Annotated in this window: 8 protein-coding genes; 2 read left to right on the top strand and 6 right to left on the bottom strand. The window is 69.9% G+C overall.

Annotation, left to right across the window (positions count from 1 at the left end):
* Positions 1 to 88 precede the first annotated feature (88 nt).
* The 6 genes from AC07U4_RS05770 to AC07U4_RS05745 form a co-directional block, all read right to left on the bottom strand.
* Positions 89 to 2,410, bottom strand: a complete 2,322-nt coding sequence (locus tag AC07U4_RS05770) for a GH92 family glycosyl hydrolase (RefSeq protein WP_495194733.1) — start codon at positions 2,408 to 2,410, stop codon at positions 89 to 91.
* A complete protein-coding gene (locus tag AC07U4_RS05765) occupies positions 2,407 to 3,933 on the bottom strand; it encodes a glycoside hydrolase family 125 protein (protein WP_495194732.1) in 1,527 nt (508 codons plus the stop codon). Before AC07U4_RS05765 ends, AC07U4_RS05770 begins: the two co-directional genes overlap by 4 nt.
* Positions 3,933 to 6,479: a glycoside hydrolase family 3 C-terminal domain-containing protein gene (locus AC07U4_RS05760; protein WP_495194731.1), complete on the bottom strand. Its 2,547-nt coding sequence runs from the start codon at positions 6,477 to 6,479 to the stop codon at positions 3,933 to 3,935. The genes AC07U4_RS05765 and AC07U4_RS05760 overlap by 1 nt, the downstream gene beginning before the upstream one ends.
* Before the next feature lie 1,072 nt (positions 6,480 to 7,551).
* A complete protein-coding gene (locus AC07U4_RS05755; protein ID WP_495194730.1) occupies positions 7,552 to 10,122 on the bottom strand; it encodes a beta-mannosidase in 2,571 nt (856 codons plus the stop codon).
* A complete protein-coding gene (locus AC07U4_RS05750) occupies positions 10,119 to 12,449 on the bottom strand; it encodes a beta-N-acetylhexosaminidase (protein ID WP_495194729.1) in 2,331 nt (776 codons plus the stop codon). The genes AC07U4_RS05755 and AC07U4_RS05750 overlap by 4 nt, the downstream gene beginning before the upstream one ends.
* A gap of 206 nt (positions 12,450 to 12,655) precedes the next feature.
* Entirely contained in the window at positions 12,656 to 15,445 is a 2,790-nt protein-coding gene (locus AC07U4_RS05745; protein ID WP_495194728.1) for a TonB-dependent receptor, read from the bottom strand.
* A gap of 433 nt (positions 15,446 to 15,878) precedes the next feature.
* Here AC07U4_RS05745 and AC07U4_RS05740 point away from each other — a divergent pair, with 433 nt between their 5' ends.
* Positions 15,879 to 16,652 (top strand): copper homeostasis protein CutC, encoded by a 774-nt coding sequence (locus AC07U4_RS05740; protein ID WP_495194727.1) that lies wholly within the window; start codon positions 15,879 to 15,881, stop codon positions 16,650 to 16,652.
* A 76-nt stretch (positions 16,653 to 16,728) separates the two neighbouring features.
* Positions 16,729 to 17,466 carry a GntR family transcriptional regulator gene (locus AC07U4_RS05735; protein WP_038660807.1) on the top strand — a complete coding sequence of 246 codons (738 nt, stop codon included), beginning with the start codon at positions 16,729 to 16,731 and terminating at the stop codon, positions 17,464 to 17,466.
* Positions 17,467 to 17,497: the final 31 nt, after the last annotated feature.

Below are 17,497 nucleotides of genomic sequence, written 5' to 3'. Positions count from 1 at the left end.
TGTTTTGATGCGGCGCGTCGTTACCGCGCTTCCCGCAACTGGGCCCCGGCCTCCGCCGGGGTACAGCGGGTCGATCGCGACGCGTGCCTCACGCCGCGCCGCGGCCGTTCGACGGCGGGCGATCCGCCTTGGCCTGTCCGAAGCTCTTCACCGGCGTCGCGCTCATCGCGAAGGTGAGGCGGCCCCCCTGCATCAGCTCGGCATGGCTGATCCAGTTCTTCGTCCAAGGCTTGCCGTTGCGGCTGACCGCGCGGACATAGGGCGTGTCGGCGCGGTTGCCGGGCGCCTCGATCGTCAGCCGCTTGCCGCCGGGCAGGCGGATCTCGGCGCGCTCGAACAGCGGCGAGCCGAAGACGTACACCGCCTCGACCGGATCGACCGGGTAGAAACCGAGCGACGACAGCACGAACCAGGCGCTCATCTGGCCGCAATCGTCGTTGCCGATGATGCCGTCGGGGTCGTTCTTGTACATCTCGACGCACAGCCGGCGGACCATCGCCTGCGTCTTCCACGCCGCGCCGGTGTAGGCGTAGAGATAGGCGACGTGGTGGTTGGGCTCGTTGCCGTGCGCATACTGGCCGACGAGGCCGCTGATGTCGGGCGGGGCGTTGGCCGGCAGCGTCGAGGGCGCGGTGAACAGCGCGTCGAGCCGGGCCTCGAACGCGGCATCGCCGCCCATGTGCGCGATCAGGCCGTAGACGTCGTGCTGGTTGAGGAAGGTCGCCTGCCAGCCGTTCGCCTCGGTATAATCGCGCCACCACGGCTTGGGCATATGGCCGAGCTGGATGGGGTCGTAGGGGCTCCACCAGCGGCCGTCGGCGAAGCGCGGCTTGGCGAAGCCGGCCTTGCCGTCGATGACGTTGCGCCAATTGCCCGAGCGCTTGAGCAGCCGGTCCGCCTCCGCCGTCCGGCCGGCGGCGCGGGCGAGATGCGCCGAGGCCCAGTCGTCATAGGCATATTCCTGCGTCCGGCTGACGCTCTCGAACCAGACGTCGGCGGGGACATAGCCCTTGGCGTCGTAGACGTCGCGACCCTTGCTGTTGTCGCGATCGGGCGCGGTGAAGTCGAAGCTGCGCTTGGCGATCGCCGGCCAGGCGGCGGCGTAATCGGCCTCGATGCCCTTCGCCTGCGCTTCGGCGAGGACCGAGACGGCGTGCCAGCCGATCATCGTGCCGGTCTCGACGCCCTGTAGCGGCCAGACCGGTGGGCCATAGGGGCTCTGCTGCGTCTGGCGGATCAGGTCTGCGACGAGGCTTTGCGCCTTGTCGGGGGCGACGATGGTGAGCAGCGGGTGGAGCGCGCGATAGGTGTCCCACAGCGAGTAGCTGCTGTACGCGGCTTCGCCCCTGGCGAGCGCGTGCGGCTTGCGGTCGAGGCCGATGTAGCGGCCGTCGACGTCGGAGAAGAGCGTAGGCGCGATCAGCGCGTGGTAGAGCGCGGAGGCGAAGATGGTGCGTTGGTCGGCGGTGCCGCCCTCGACGCGCATCGCGTCGAACTCGCGCGCCCAGGTGGTCTGCGCGGCGCGGCGGACGGCGTCGAAGTCCCAGCTTCTGCCCTCGGCGGCGAGGTTGGCACGGGCACCCGCGACATCGACGCCGGAGATGCCGCAGCGGATCAGGATCGGCGCGGCGCCGGCGTCGTCATAATGGAGGACGGCCTTCAGACGCATGCCCTTGACCGCGCGGGCACCCGCTGGCTGCTGCGCATCGCCGTCGCCGTAGAGGGTGACGCGGCTCGGCGCGCGCGAGGTCTGGAGCGCGAAGTGGATGTGGCGGCCCTTCGCCCAGCGGTGGACGGTGCGGCTGCCGGTCAGCGTGCCGTCGGGATCGAGCGTCAGGCTGGCGTCGGTGACGAGCGGCGGCTGGTCGCTCTTGTCGAGCACGAGGTGCGAGAGGTCGACGAGGATGTGGGCAGGGCCGGTGGGGAAGGTGTAGCGGTGGTAGCCGGTGCGGTCGGTGACGGTCAGCTCGGCGCGGACGCCGCTTTCCAGCGCGACGCGATAATAGCCGGGCTCGGCATGTTCGGCGGTGAAGCGCTGGCGGTAGCCGGCGTCAGGGTTGTCGAGCGGGCCGGGGAGGAGCTGCACCGGGCCGCGGGTCGGCACGACCAGCACGTCGAGCATGTCGCCGATACCGGTGCCCGACAGGTGCGTGTGACTGAAGCCCATGATCGACGTGTCGGTGCGGTGATAACCCGAGCAGGCGTCCCAGCGCTCGACGTCGGTGTCGGGGCTGAGCTGGACCATCCCGAAGGGCAGGGTCGCGCCCGGATAGGTGTGGCCGTGGCCGCCGGTGCCGATGAAGAGGTTGGCGGCGGCGGGCGTCGGGGCCGCGGCGAGCGCGGGCAGCGGCAGGCCGGCGGCGGCGGTGCCGGCGAGGAGGGTGCGGCGGGAGATCGTGCCTTCGGTCATAGGGGCGCCTTCAGCAATGCGGGTCGGGTGGCGGCGAGGTGGAGGATCAGCTCGCCGAACAGGCCGTTCGCCCAGGCGAACCAGCTGCGGGTGAATTTGGCGGGATCGTCCCGGTCGAAGCTCTCGTGGATGAAGCCGGTGCCGCCGTCAGTGTCGCGCAGGGTGCGCAGGGCGCCGCGGATCGTGGCGTCGTCGGTCGCGGAGAGGGCGCGGATCGTCAGCGACATCGGCCAGATCTGGCCGGCGCCGACGTGCGGGCCGCCGATGCCCTCGCCGGCCTTGCCGCGGAAGAACCAGGGGTTGGCGTCGCTCCAGCAGGCTGCCCGGGTGCGCTGCCACAGCGGGTCGGCGGGGTCGACGCAGCCGAGATAGGCGAGGCCGGAGAGGCTGGGGACGTTGGCGTCGTCCATGAAGACGGCGTTGCCGTAGCCGTCGACCTCATAGGCCCAAACTTCACTATCGTCACGCAGACGCATCGTGCCGTGGGCCTTGAGCGCCGCCGCGACCTCCGCCGCCAAAGCCATGGCGGATTGTGCTAAGTCATTGTCATTGCTTGCTTCTTTGGCGACGGTGGCGAGTTCGCGCAGCGCCGTCACGGCGAACAGGTTGCTGGGGATGAGGAAGGGGTAGAGGCAGGCGTCGTCGGAGGGGCGGAAGCCCGAATGGATCAGGCCGACCGGCCGCGTCGGGTTGCCGTGGCCCCAGAGCAAGGTCTCGGTCGGCTGCGGCGCGGAGCGGCGGAAGCTGTAGGGGCCGGGGCCGTCCTTGCGCTGCTGTTCGCGGAAGGTGCGGATGCTGGCGCGGGCCGCCGCCGCCCAGGTCGCATCGAACGGCGCCGCATCGCCGGTGGCGCGCCAATAGCCGTGCGCGAGGCGCATCGGGTAGCAGAGCGAGTCGATCTCCCATTTCCGCTCGGCGACGCCGGGCTTCATCTCGGTCTCGTCCTTCTGCGACCATTCGAGGTTCGATTTGGCGGTCGGGTCCTCCATGAAGGCATTGGCATAAGGATCGAGCAGGATGCAGCGCGATTGGCGCGCGATCAGGCCGCGGATCAGCCGGCGCAGCTCGGGCGCCTGTCTGGCGAGGTGGAGATAGGGCTTCACCTGCGCCGAGGAATCGCGCAGCCACAGGCAGGGGATGTCGCCGGTGATGACGAAGGCGTCGGGCGCCGCCGCGGTGCCGCTCATGCGGACGGTGGTGTCGAGCGTGTTCGGATAGCAATTGCCGAACATCCAGCGCAGCTTGGCGTCGCCGATCTGCGCCGAGACGCGGGCGAGCTCGCGCTCGACCGCCGGGCTGGTGAAACGGCGGTCGGCGGCGGCGGGGCGCTTCGAGGGCAGCTGTGGCGCGGCGAAGGCGGGGGTGGCCAGCGTCGCCGCCGACGCGGCGGTCGCGGTGAGGAAGTGGCGGCGGTTGAGGCCGTCGTGCTCCTGCGGACGCAGGAGCCCAGGGTCGCGGGCGCCGTCTCGTGTGGCCCTGGGTTCCTGCTTTCGCAGGAACACGGTCAGAGGTGTATCGCGCATCACTTGGGCAGCTCCGTGTCGGCACCGGTGACGGTGAAGGCGAACCACTGGCCGGCGCCGTCGCCCGGCTGGCCGCCGCCGACGTAGAGGCGGTAGGCGCCGGGGACGACGTGGCGGCGACCGTCGGGATCGACGATGCTCATCGCGCGCGGATCCAGCGTGAAGGCGACCTTGGCGCTCTTGCCGCGGGCGACGGCGATACGCCGGAAGCCGACGAGCTGACGCTGGAGGACCGGCACGTTGCCGCCCACCGCTTTGGCCGCCGGGGGGACGAGATAGGCCTGGACGACCTCCTCGCCGTCGCGTGCGCCGGTGTTGGTGACGCTCGCCTCGACGCGCAGGTCGCCGCCCGCCGCCACCGAGGCGGGGCCGCGCGGCGCGGCGTAGCGGAAGCTGGTGTAGCTCATGCCATGGCCGAAGCCCCACAGCGGCTTGCCGGTGAAATAGCGATAGGTGCGCTCCTTCATGCCGTAATCGGTGAAGGCGGGCAGATCGGTGGTTGCATGGTAGAGCGTCACCGGCAGGCGGCCGGCGGGATTGACGGTGCCGGACAGCACGTCGGCGAGCGCGGTGCCGCCCGCCTCGCCCGCATACCAATTGGCGAGGATCGCATCGGCGGCGGCGGGATCGACCGACACCGCGCTGCCGCTGGTCAGGACGAGGACGATCGGCTTGCCGGTCGCCTTGAGCGCGGCGAGCAGGCGAAGCTGCGGTGCGGGCAGCGCGATGTCGGTGCGGTCGCCGCCGACGAAGCCGGGGACGGAGACGGACAGCGCCTCGCCCTCCAGATCGGGCGACAGGCCGGCGACGACGACGGCGACATCCGCCTGGTTCGCCGCGGCGACCGCCTGCGCCAGCAACGGTTCGGCGGGGGGCAGCCACAGCAGGCGGAAGCTGTCGTCCTCCGACCGGTGATCGAGGAGGATGTCGATCGGCTGCGGCGTGCCGTCGCTGTCGATGACGAGATCGACGCGCCCCTTGGGCAGGTCGCCGTCGTGGAGCGTCTTGCCGCCGAGCGTCAGCCTGGCGCGATCGTGGACCGTGCAATCCTTCCAGCATTGCGTCTGATCGAGGATCAGATGGTAGCGGCCGGGGGCGGGGGGGACGAACTCGCCCGTCCAGCGCGCGGTATAGCCGATCGCGGGCAGGCCGGGCGCGGGCGGCGCACGATTGACGTCGAGGTCGATGCGGCGGTCCTGGCGGACGGTCGGCGCGCCGCTGCCGCCCGTATAGGTGGCGCGCAGGCCGGGCTTGCCGTCGGCGCGCAGGGCGGTTTCGGGGACGGCGATCGCCGCGGTCTCGGCGAGCAGCGAGCCCTGCGCATAAGTGACGTTGGCGGCGCCGAAGCGGGTGCGCAGGCCGTCGAGCGGGGTGACCGGGGCGACCGCGGTGCCGTGGTAATTGCCCTGCAACACGCCGAGGTCGTCGGCATTGGCGCCGATCACCGCGATCTTCGCGCCGGCCTTGAGCGGCAGGCGGTCGGCGTTGTTCTGGAGCAGCACGATCGACTTGCGCGCGGCGTCGAGCGCGGCGGCGCGGTGCGCGGGGGTGGCGACCTCGCTGGCGGGGATCGTGCTGTACGGGCTGGTGCCGCCGAAGGCGATGCCGAGCGCGCGGCGGGCGCGCAGCGCGCGGGTCAGTGCGGTATCGACCTCCGCCTGGCTGACCAGCCCTGCGGCGAGCGCCTGCGGCAGCGCGCCATAGGCGCTGCCGCAATTGACGTCGGTGCCGCCGCGGATCGCCGCCGCCGCCGCGCCGGCGCTGTCCTTGCGGTAATGGTGATAGACGCTGATGTTGCCGACCGCGTCGCAGTCGGAGACGGTGAAGCCGGTGAAGCCCCAATCGTGGCGCAGCCGGTCGTTCATCAGCCACGAGGCGGCGCAGGCCGGCACGCCGTGGATGCTGTTGTAGGCGCACATCAGCGAGGTCGCCTTGCCCTCGATGATCGCGCGGCGGAAGGCGGGGAGATAGGTCGCCTCGAGATCCTGCGGGCTGGGATCGACGTCGAAGCTGTCGCGGCCGGCTTCGGGGCCGCTGTGGACGGCGAAATGCTTGGGCGTGGCGACGACGCGGGGGTGGCTGGGATCGGGGCCCTGCAGGCCGTGGATGAAGGCGACGCCGAGCGAACCGGTGAGATACGGGTCCTCGCCATAGGTCTCCTGCCCGCGGCCCCAGCGCGGATCGCGGAAGATGTTGATGTTGGGCGACCAGATCGTCAGCCCTTCGTAGATGCGGCGATCGGCGGCGACGGGTCTGGCGTTGAACTTGGCGCGCGCCTCGGTGCTGACGATCGTGCCGACGCGGTTCATCACGTCGACGTCCCAGGTCGCGGCGAGGCCGATCGCCTGCGGGAAGACGGTGGCATAGCCGTCGCGGGCGAGGCCGTGCAGCCCTTCGCTCCACCAGTCGTAGGCGGGCAGGCCGGCGGCGGGATCGGCGGGGGCGGTGCTCTGGAGCTGCGCCGCCTTGCGCTCGGGGGACATGGTGGCGACCGTCGCGGCGATCGGGTCGGCGGCCTGCGCGAGCAGGAGGAGGGCGGGGATCATACGGACGCTCCTGGGGAGGGGGTTGCGCGCGAAGGCGCGGAGGACGCAGAGGGGTGGTGCGGCGTGATTGTGCGTGCGGACGTGTCGCGGCGGGGGCTGGGGTCCAGTTGGGGGACGAGCGCGATGGCGCGCTGCCGGTCCGACCTGCGCGCACACTTGCGGACGCGAAACCCTTGCGAAACCAAGCCAGTGCTCCCGCGAAGGCGGGAGCCCAGGGTCCCGGACGCTATAAGACGTTGCTCTGCCTGGCTCTGGGTTCCCGCCTTCGCGGGAACACGGGAGGGGGGGCGCGCGAAGCCGCGAAGACGCGAAGTGGGAGAGCAGGAAGAGGAAGAAAAGGGGACGTTCGCGCGGAGGCCGGGGTCCAGTTGGGGGACGAGCGTGATAATGTGCTGCCGCTCCGACTTACGTGTGCTTCTGCGGACGCGACACCCTTGCGGAACCAAGCCAGTGCTCCCGCGAAGGCGGGAGCCCAGGGTCCCGGACGCCATCGGACGTTGCTCTGCCTGGCTCTGGGTTCCCGCCTCCGCGGGAACACTGGAGGGGGGGCGCGCGAAGACGCGAAGGCGCGAAGTGGGAGAGCAGGAAGAGGAAGAAAAGGGGACGTTCGCGCGGAGACCGGGGTCCAGTTGGGGGACGAGCGTGATAATGTGCTGCCGCTCCGACCTACGTGCGCTCTTGCGGACGCGAGATCCTTGCGGAACCAAGCCAGTGCTCCCGCGAAGGCGGGAGCCCAGGGTCCCGGACGCTATCAGACGTTGCTCTGCTTGGCTCTGGGTTCCCGCGTTCGCGGGAACACTTGAGGGGGGTCGCGCGAAGACGCGAAGGCGCGAAGTGGGAAAGCAGGAGGAGGAAGAGAAGGGGAAGTTCGCGCGGAGGCGCGGAGGCGCGGAGGGGGTGGGCTTGGTGGTGCCCGGCCGCGATTCTATGCCGGGGGCGCTTGTTGCCGGGGGGATTTTGCGGGTGGCTGCGCCGCTGGGGCTTTGCGCTGCTGCGCGCGCATCTCTTCGCGGCTTCGCGGTTTCGCGTGACCCCGATCCGCCGGATGCGATGAGACGGGTGTGCGCCGCCATCAGCGCGCCAGCGTCCTGAGCGTCGGGGTCTGCTTGCCGGTGAGCGTCACCGTGACGCTTTCGCCGGGGAGCAGGTCGAAGCCGTTGTTGGACGCTTGTCCGGGGGTGTCGCCCATGTCGATCATCACCGCGCGCGCGAGGTTGGTGGCGGTGATCGTCGCGGTGTCGCCCGAGCGGCGCAGCGTCAGGCCGGGGTCCGGATAGGCCATGTCCCTGGGCACGAGACGCTCGACGAGGGTGCGGCTGACGGTGCGGCCGTCGACCAGCAGTTCGGCGACCGCGTAGCTCTGCGCCGGCGCGGCGGTGCCGAACAGATCGGCGTCGGGCAGCGTCGCGACCGTCGCCGCGGAGAGCGGGGCGAGCGTCGCCGCCTCTTCGCGGGTCGACAGCGTCGCGCCGGTCATGTCGCGGACGGTGAGCCGCCAGCGGGCCGGCAGCGGCGTGGTCGCGTCGGAGAGCAGCACGACGCGGGTCGCGCTATCCTTGTGCTCGGCGACGATCGCCTGCGGGGCGAAGAAGCGCTTCGCCTCATATTGCAGCAGCTTCCACTGGCCGAGATGGTCGATGCTCGCCCAGCTGACCGACGGCCAGACGTCGTTGAGCTGCCAGAACAGCGAGCCCATCGTCACCGGCCGGCAGGCGCGATGGTGGAGGGCGGCGAGGCTGATCGCCTGTGCCTGATCGACCTGCGTCAGATAGACGAAGTCGGCGAAGTCCTTCGCCGGGCGCAGCCGCTGGTCGAGATAGAGCTGGAGGCGCGCATTGCCTTCGCCGGACAGGAACTTCTGGTGCGCCTTCATCACCGCGCTGTCGGCGGCGAGCTGCCCCAGCCCGGCGAAGTCGCGGATCGTCGCCATCGTCGGCATCGACTGGAAGCCATATTCGGACATGAAGCGCGGGCAATGGTCGAGATATTGCTCGACCGGCTTGGAGCCGGACCAGACGTCCCAGAAATGGCGGTCGCCGTTGGCGTCGGTGTCGTTGGGGCCTTCGTAATCGCTCGACGGCGAACCGGGCATATAGGGGGTGCCGGGGCTGTTGCGGGTCACCGCGTCGCGCAGCACGCGGTCGAACAGCACCGCCATGCCGGTGCCGATCCGCTCCTGCTCGTCGGGGCCGATCGCGGTCTTGAACGCCTTGCGGTCGCCCCAATTCTCCCAGCCGGACAGGACTTCGTTGTTGCCGGTCCAGATGACGATCGAGGGATGGTCGCCGAGGCGCGCGACCTGTTCGTCGGCCTCGATGCGGACGTTCTCGCGGAACGCCGCGTCGGGGGGCGTGACCGAGCCGCCGAACATGAAATCCTGCCAGATCATCAGGCCCATGCGGTCGGCCATCTCGTAGAAGGCGTCGTCCAGATAATAGCCGCCGCCCCAGATGCGGATCATGTTCATGTGCGCGTCGCGCGCGCCGGTGAGCAGCGACTGCATCTCGGCGCGATCGACGCGGGCGGGGAAGCTGTCGAACGGGATGAGGTTGGCGCCCTTGGCGAAGATCGACGTGCCGTTGACGATGAAGCCGAACGCGCCGTTGCGGCGGTCGAGCGTGACGGTGCGCAGGCCGATGCGGCGCTGGCTGCGATCGGATTCGACGCCGTCGACGACGAGGCTGGTGGCGACGGTGTAGAGCGGCTGCGCGCCATAGCCGACCGGCTGCCAGCGCTGCGGCGTGGCGACGGTGAGCGGGATGGCGACGGCGTTGCTGCCGGGCGCTACCGCGACCGGGCGGTCGATCGTCTGCGTGGTGCCGTCGGGGGCGGTGAGGAGGGTGCGCAGCGTCACGGTCCTGGCGCGGTCGGCGACGATCGTCGCACGGGCGGTGAGCCGCGCCTCGGCGTCGTTGAGCGCGTCCTGCTCGACGCGCAGCGTGTCGAGCCGCGCCTCGTCCCATGCCTCGAGCCGGGCGGGGCGCCACAGGCCGACGGTGACGATGCGCGGACCCCAGTCCCAGCCATATTGGTATTTGGGCTTGCGGATATAGGGCGAGGTCTGGCGGTCGCCGGGATCGTCCTTGAACGCCGAGACATATTCGCCCGGCAGCGGATGCTGCTCGGCGAGGACGAGCGGCGCGAGCTGCTTGATCGGCGAGGCGATGGTGACGAGGATCTCGTTGGCGCCGGCCTTGAGCAGCGGCTTGGCGTCGGCGCGCCAGCGGCGGTGGGCGTTGTCGGCGGAGAGCAGCACCGTGCCGTTGACGCGGACGGTAGCGAAGGTGTCGAGGCCGTCGAAGACGAGGTCGAGATGGTCGCGCGCCAGCATCGCCGGGGTGACCGACAGGCGGGTGCGGAACTGCCAGTCGGACAGGCCGACCCATTGGATCGCCGCCTCGTTGGTGCCCTTGAACGGATCGGGGACGCGCTTGGCGGCGATCAGGTCCTGCTGGACGCTGCCGGGGACGCGGGCGGGCAGCCAGCGCGTCTCCTTGGGGTGCGCCTTGGCGGCGGCGGCGTCGGCGGGGTCGAGGCGGACCTGCCAGTCGCGATCCAGCGGCACCGCCTCGCGCGGGGCGGCATAAGCGGGGGTCAGCGCGAGCAGCGCCAGCGTGAGCAGGGCGGGGCGGAGGGGCTTCACGAATTGGGCTCCGTCAGTTGCACGCGCTCGACCCCATAGAGCGGGTCCGAGAGCGGCGAGGTGAATTGCAGGCAGAGGTCGGGATCGCCGCTGCGCCGGGCGACGGGCGCGGTGACGCGGAATCGGTTGGGCGCGGTCGCCGGGTCGGGCAGCGGGAAGGTCGCGACGACCGGCGGGCGCGGGCCGTCCTTGACCGGGCAGCCGGCGGTAACGACCAGCTCGCCATAAGGCGTGACGTTATAATGCGCGCGCAGCTGGGTGAAATCGTGCGCGAGGCCGAACGGGCGCGGCAGGCGAGCGATGTCGAGCGTGATGCCGCTCGCCACGTCGAGCGGCGCGGCGGGGTAGACCGAGCAGGTGTCGAACAGGTCGATGTCGTACGCCGGCGCGTCGGCGGTGGCGTCCGCGGTCAGCGGCACGCGCAGCGCGAGCGACCCGGTCGGGCAGGCGGTCAGGTCGCTGTTGCCGCGGGCGAGCAGCGCGGCGCGGTCGGTCGCGAAGGCGCGCGGGGTGGCGAGCGCGGTGCCGGTGGCATCGAAAGCGGCGGCGCGGATCGTCGCGCCGGGGGCCAGCGTCAGCGGCGCGGCATAGGCGCGCGAGCGCGGCGTCGGGTCCTTGCCGTCGAGCGTATAGCGGATCGTGCCGAGCGGCGCTTGCGTCGCCAGCGCCACCGTCACCCGGCCGGCCCGCAGCGCATCGCCGCGGCGGCCCTGGATCGTGTAACCGACCGCGAAGGCGCTGTCGGCGACCTCCAGTCCCGAGCGGCGCCAGCGTGCGAGCTGCGGCTGGACGCGCGATACGAAGCCGGGGAAGTCGCGCGCGGCCTTGGCGGACCAGGTGATCTCGGCGAGCGCGGCGGCGCGCGGGAAGATCGCATGCTGCACCTGCGACGCGGTGATGAGATATTCGCTGAACGCATTGCCCTGCGCGCCGAGGACGTGGCCCGCCTTGTCGGGAGCGATGCCCGCCGGCATCGGATCGTAGCGATAGAGATCGGCGAGCGTCTGGACGGCGAGCCGGCCGGGCGGTTCGTCGTCGCGGCGGCTTTGCGAATTGTCGAGATAGAGCGTCGGGCCGGGCGACAGCACGACGTCGTGGCCGCGCGACGCCGCCTCGACCGCGCCCTTGTCGCCCCGCCACGACATCACCGAGGCCGACGGCGACAATTCGCCCTCGAGGATCTCGTCCCAGCCGATCAGGCGGCGGTCGTGCTTGGCGAGATAGGCGCCGAGCTGATCGATCAGCCAGCTCTGCATCTGCATCTCGGTCTTGAGGCCGAGCGACGCCATCTGCGCCTGCACCTGCGGCGATCGTTCCCATTGGTCCTTGACCGCCTCGTCGCCACCGAGGTGGATGTACGGGCCGGGGAACACCGCGAGCAGTTCGTCGAGGATGTCCTCGACGAAGCGCACCGTCTCGGGCCGCGGGTTGAGCAGATAGGGGTTCACCCCCCAATCGTGGCCGACCGCGGGACGATCGCCGAGCACGCCGTGTTCGGGATAGGCGGCGACCAGCGCCTGGGCGTGGCCGGGCAGGTCGATCTCGGGAACGATGACGATGCCGCGCTCGGCGGCGTAGGCGACGAGGCCGCGCAACTCGCCCTGCGTGTAGAAGCCGCCGACGCGCGGGCCGGGCGCGCCGCCGGCCGAGGGCGGGGTGCGCCATGCGCCGATTTCGGTGAGCCGGGGATAGCGCTTGACCTCGAACCGCCAGCCCTGGTCGTCGGTGAGATGGAGATGGAGCGTGTTGAGCTTCACCGACGCCATCTGGTCGACGATGCCGCGGAGGAAGCCGATCGGCTGGAAGTGACGCGCGGGGTCGATCATCAGCCCGCGCCACGCGAAGCGCGGCGCGTCGGTGATGGCGAGCGCGGGCACCGCGACCGACCGGCCATAGGCGCGATCGGGGCTGAGCAATTGCGCCAGCGTCATCGCGCCGTGGACGAGGCCGCGGTCGCCGGACGCGGCGATGCGGATGCCGCGGGCGTCGACGTCGAGGCGATAGGCCTCGTCGCCCGCGATCGTCGCGTCGCGGACGAAGCGGATCGGTGCGTCGCCGGCGATCGGAGCGAGGGTGAGGCCGCGTTCGACGCGGACGTGCGCCGCGAGCAGCCGGGCGGCGGCCTCCGCCGCCGCGTCGCCGGCGGGGACGGCGAGCCGGGCGCCATCGGTGACGGTGAAGCTGCCGCTGCCACGGGTCACGGTCTGCGGCATCGGCACGAGCGGCAAGGGAGCGGGAGCAGGAGCGGTCCGGGCGGTCGCCGCGGCCGGCGACAGCAGCGTCAGAACGCCGCCGACGATGGTCGCGAAACCGACATGCTCCCTCATGACAACCCCTTGGTCCTGTTTTGGTATTTGATGGTATCTTGCAGGACCGATGCCGCGGCGTCCATGCCTGACGCGCAAAAAAAGACCCCGGCGATCGCAACGCGATGCCGGGGCCGAGGGCCGGAACACCCCCAGGGGAGGGGCGCTCTGCGGGGAAACGAGCCGGGGAGCCGGACCAGGTCCGGACCGGTGGTATCAGCCGAAGGTTACATTCTGAAGGACAGCGCCGCGGCGAAGGTGCGACCGTTCTTGTAGAAAGCGGTCGGCCGGTCGGGCGTCGCGTTATACTGGCGATAGGTCTCGTCGAGCAGGTTCTGCGCGTTGACGCTCAGCACGATGCCCTTGGTGAGGTTGAGCGAGGCCGAGGCGTCGAGCTGGCTGTACGGCGCGACCATCTCGCGCGAGCCGAGGCGGCCGATCGTGCGGAAATAGCTCGACCGGTAATTGTAGCTGACGCGCGCCTGGAACGGACCCTTCTCGAAATAGGGGATCACGTTGACGGTGTGCTTCGACAGATAGGGCAGGTTGAGCGTCGTGCCGGTGACGTCGGTGTTGGAGGTGGTGCTTTCCTGATAGGAATAGTTCGCCTGCAAGCCGAAGCCGCCCCAGATATCGGTCTGCGCCGATGCCAACGCGCCGTTGACCTTGGCCTTGCCGCCGTTGATCGGCTGGTTGACGTTATAGGTCGCCAGTGCGTTGGTCAGCGAGTTGAAGAACACCGCATTGGTGCGCGTGTTGAAGATGTAGTTCGAGATCTCGCGACGGAACAGCTCGACGGCGAGCAGCGTGCCGGCGCGCGGATAATATTCGGCGGTCAGCTCGTAATTGGTCGATTCGTACGGCTTGAGGTTGGGATTGCCGCCACCGCCGTCGAGCGTGACGTTGTTGAGCGAGGTCGCCGCCGCCAGATCCTCGTAGCGCGGCCGGGCGATCACGCGCGCGACCGCACCGCGGACGATCACCTTGGGCGTGATCGAATAAGCGATGTTGAGGCTGGGCAGGAACTTCAGATAATCGGTGGTGGTACGGGTCGGCACCGGTGTCGGATTGACCGTATTGCTCAACGTCGTCGCGTAATTGGAGACGTCGCGGGTATAGACGAGGCGGCCACCGATATTGCCGCGCACGCCGCCCTGATCGAAATTGGCCTGCGCATAGGAGGCCATTACCGTCTCGCGGACTTTGGTCGAGGCGGCGACCTTGGTGACCAGCGGGCTGTTGATCGCGTTGGCGAGGATGTCGATCACCGCCTGCTGCGGCAGGTTCAGATATTTGGTGGCATTGCCCATGCCGCCGCTGCCGTCGAACGTGCCGTCCGGAGTGGACAGCGCGGTGACGCCGAGCTGGGTGACGTTGAACGACTGTTGCAGATAGGTGTTCACGCCACGCGCGTTGATCCGGTTGACGTGATCGGTGACGCGGCTGCCGAGCAGGATTTCGGTGAACGGGCCGAAGTCGACCGGGATGGTCGCGTCATAGCCACCGAAGATGTCGCGATCCGTGGTGACGCTATAATCGAGCCCGCCGATCTGCGCAGCGACGAGCTGCGCGCCGCTGGCGGTGGTGACCGGACGGCCTTCGATCTGCGCCGGATTGTTGTTCGGGTTGGTGAAGTAATTGGCCGGATTGGTGGGATCGCCAACGTAATTCACCGTCGCGCTGTCGCTGGTGAAGGCATAGCTGTAAGGCAGCTTGGTCTGCACGTTGAACAGATATTCGGGATTGCGGCCGCCGGTCGCCTTGGACCAGCCGCCCGCGAAGTTGACCTTGGCGCCGCCGTCGCCTTCCCAGTCGGCGAACAGGTTGAGATTGTCGGTCTTCAAGCTGGTGCGGCGGACGAGCGTGTCGAGCTGCGACGCCTGCTGCCGGGCCGCGCCGAAGCTCGCGGCGGTGACGACGCCGTTGCTGATCGTCGCGGACTGCAGCACGTCGCCGGTCCAGGCGCCGGGGATCGTGTACATCGACTGGCTGTAATTGTTGTAATTGCCGTCGATATGCGTGCCGTTGAGCGTGAAGGTCAGTTCGCTGGTCGGGCGGAACTGCATCGTGCCCGACACACTCTTGCGCTGCCGCTGCTGTTGGAAATAGGCGTAGTTGATGCCGAAGGGCGAGGCCGCCTTGTAGAGGTCGGCGATGGTGCCGCCGTTAATCGTCGCGCCGGGGCTCTTGAGGCTGAGCGTGCCGTCGCTGGCGCGGTTGACGAACGGGCTGTTGTAGGTGCCGTCGGCGTTGGGCGCCGTATTGTCATAGCCGAAGAATTCGACGCCGGCGCGGGTCAGGTTCTGCTTGTCGTAGGTGGCGGCGACGAGGACGCCGAAGGTCTCGTCGGCATTGCGCCAGCTATACAGGCCCGAGGCGCGGACGTTGCCCTTGTCCGACCGGTCGTTGTACGAATAACCGCCCGAGGCGAAGATCGAATTGGCGGGCAGGTCGAGCGGACGGCGGGTGCGGACGATGACGGTGCCGCCGAGGCTGCCTTCCTCGATACGCGGTTCGGGCGACTTGTAGACTTCCAGCCGGTCGACGAGTTCGGGCGCGAGCAGCGAATAGTTGAAGGTGCGGCTGGACGGATCGTTGTCGTTGCCGCCCCAGTCCGCCGAGGCGAGCGCATGACCGTCGAGCAGCATGCGGTTGAGCGCGGGATCGGTGCCGAGGATCGCGACCTTCTCGCCCTCGCCGAAGCGGCGGTCGATGCTGACGCCGGGAATGTGCGACAGCGATTCGGCGACGTTGCGGTCGGGGAATTTGCCGACGTCTTCCGAGGTGATGACGTCGACGACGGCATTGGCGTTGCGCTTGACGTTGATCGCCTCGCGCAGGCTGCCGCGATAACCGGTGACGACGATCTCGTCGCCGCTTTGCCCGCCGTCGGCGGCGGCGGGCTGCGCCTGCTCGCTGCTGCCCGGCGGGGTCGTGGTCGGCGTGGTCTGCGCCTGCGCCGCCGCAGCGGAGAGGGTGAGCGCGGTGGTCGCCAGAATCGCGTGGCGGAGGTGCATAAGGTTCAGTCCCCTTCGCGGAACACGCCCGGCCGCGTGCCCCCCTATCCCAAGCTGCCGCAGATGCCGGCGACAGGCGTGGCGAGCGTGCCATTTCGGCATCGTGTCTCGCGTCGTGCGTAGTAAGGTATAACCAATGTAAACCAATCTATGCAGTAGATTATGTCAAATTTGTTTCCAAAACGCGCCGAACCGTGCGCGATGGGGCCGGAGTGGCCCTGAGTGGGCGGTTCCGAAGTGACAAGATCAAGCGTCAGATCAATGGTTTGCGAGACGTGGTCGTGGGCGGGCGAGCGGTGCCGGGGGGTCGGGGCGGAGGCGGCTCTGCACTCGGTTCGTCGCAGGTTCGGTGGCGATCACGGGTTGCGTGCAGCGTCAAAACGCGTTTTGCACCGGCGCTCGATAGGTCCCGTGCAGTGTCGGAGGAATGAACATGGTGCCGTCTGACAGTCCCGCCTCCCGTCCGCGAATCGCTTTGGAAATATGCGTCGAATCGGCGGAGGGCGCGGCGGCGGCGATCGCCGGCGGGTGCGACCGGATCGAATTGTGCGCGGCGCTGGCGCTCGGCGGGTTGACGCCGTCGGCGGGGCTGGTCGCGGCGGTGCTCGACGTGGCGCGGCCGGCGGGCGTGCCGGTGCGGGCGATGGTCCGCCCGCGGCCCGGCGGCTTCGACTATGACGCGGCCGATCTGGCGCTGGCAGGGCGCGAGGCGGCGGCGCTGCTCGCGGCGGGGGTGCAGGGGCTGGTGTTCGGCGCGACGCGCGACGGGCGGCTCGACCGGCAGGCGCTGGCGGCGTGGCGCGCGGCGCTGCCGGAGCTGCCGGCGGGACTGACGCTGCATCGCGCGATCGACGTGGTCGACGATCCCGTCGCGGCGGTGGAGGAGGCGGTGGCGCTCGGCTTCGATCATGTCCTGACCTCCGGCGGGGCGGCGTCGGCGCCGGCGGGGACGGCGACGATCGCGCGGATGGTGTCGCGGGCCGGCGGCCGGCTGGTGGTGATGGCGGGGGCGGGGGTCGCGCCCGGCAACGTCGCCGGCCTGATCGCGGCGACCGCGGTATCGGCGGTGCACGGCTCGGCGAGCGAGCCGGCAGCGGCGGAGGATGCGCGGCTCGACTTCGGCCCGCTGCCGCGGGTGACGAGCCGTCGGCTGGTCGCAGAGCTGCGCCAGGTGATTGACGACAAGTCCAATCTAAGACAATTGTAGGGCAAGGCGCCACTGGCGCCGCTCTGCGAGCCGTGGCACCCGTTGACGCCACAAGCAGCAGGACAGGGAGTGAGGGATGAGTTTCGTGAGCCGGGTGGGGCGGTTTCGTGCCGACAATCCCTCACCGCTCTATCTGCAGCTGCAACAGCTCATCCGCGACGCGATCGGCGGCGAGGTGATCGTGCGCGGCGACGCCATTCCCGCCGAGCGCGATCTCGCGGTGGAATATGGGGTGTCGCGGATCACCGTGCGCAAGGCGATCGAGGGGCTGGTCGAGGAAGGGCTGCTCACCCGCCGGCGCGGCGCGGGCACCTTCGTCGCCGGCCGCGTCGAGAAGAATTTCAGCAAATTGTCGTCGTTCACCGAGGACATGATCGCGCGCGGGCTGGTGCCGAGCAGCAGCTGGGTGTCGCGCAGCGTCGGCACGGTCAGCCCCGAGGAATCGATGGCGCTGGCGCTGTCGCCGAGCGCGCCGGTCTATCGCTTCCAGCGGCTGCGCTTCGCCGACGAGGTGCCGATGGCGCTGGAGGTGTCGACGATCGCCGGCTTCTGCCTGCCGTCGCTCGATGCGGTCGACGCCTCGCTCTACGCGGCGCTGACCGATGCGGGGCATCGGCCGGTGCGGGCGCTGCAACGGCTGCGTGCGGTACCGTTCGGCACCGATCATGCGCGGATGCTCGGCGTCGACCCGGGCTCGCCCGGGCTGCTGATCGAGCGGCGCGGTTTCCTGCGCGACGGCCGTGCCGTCGAATTCACCCGATCCTATTACCGCGGCGACAGCTACGATTTCGTGGCCGAGCTCGCCGATAGCTGACACACGCCCGGGGGCCCTGATCCAAGTGACG

This window comes from Sphingomonas sp. GW821-FHT02B09 (assembly GCF_059421875.1).
This window is presented reverse-complemented; position numbering and strand designations above follow the sequence as displayed.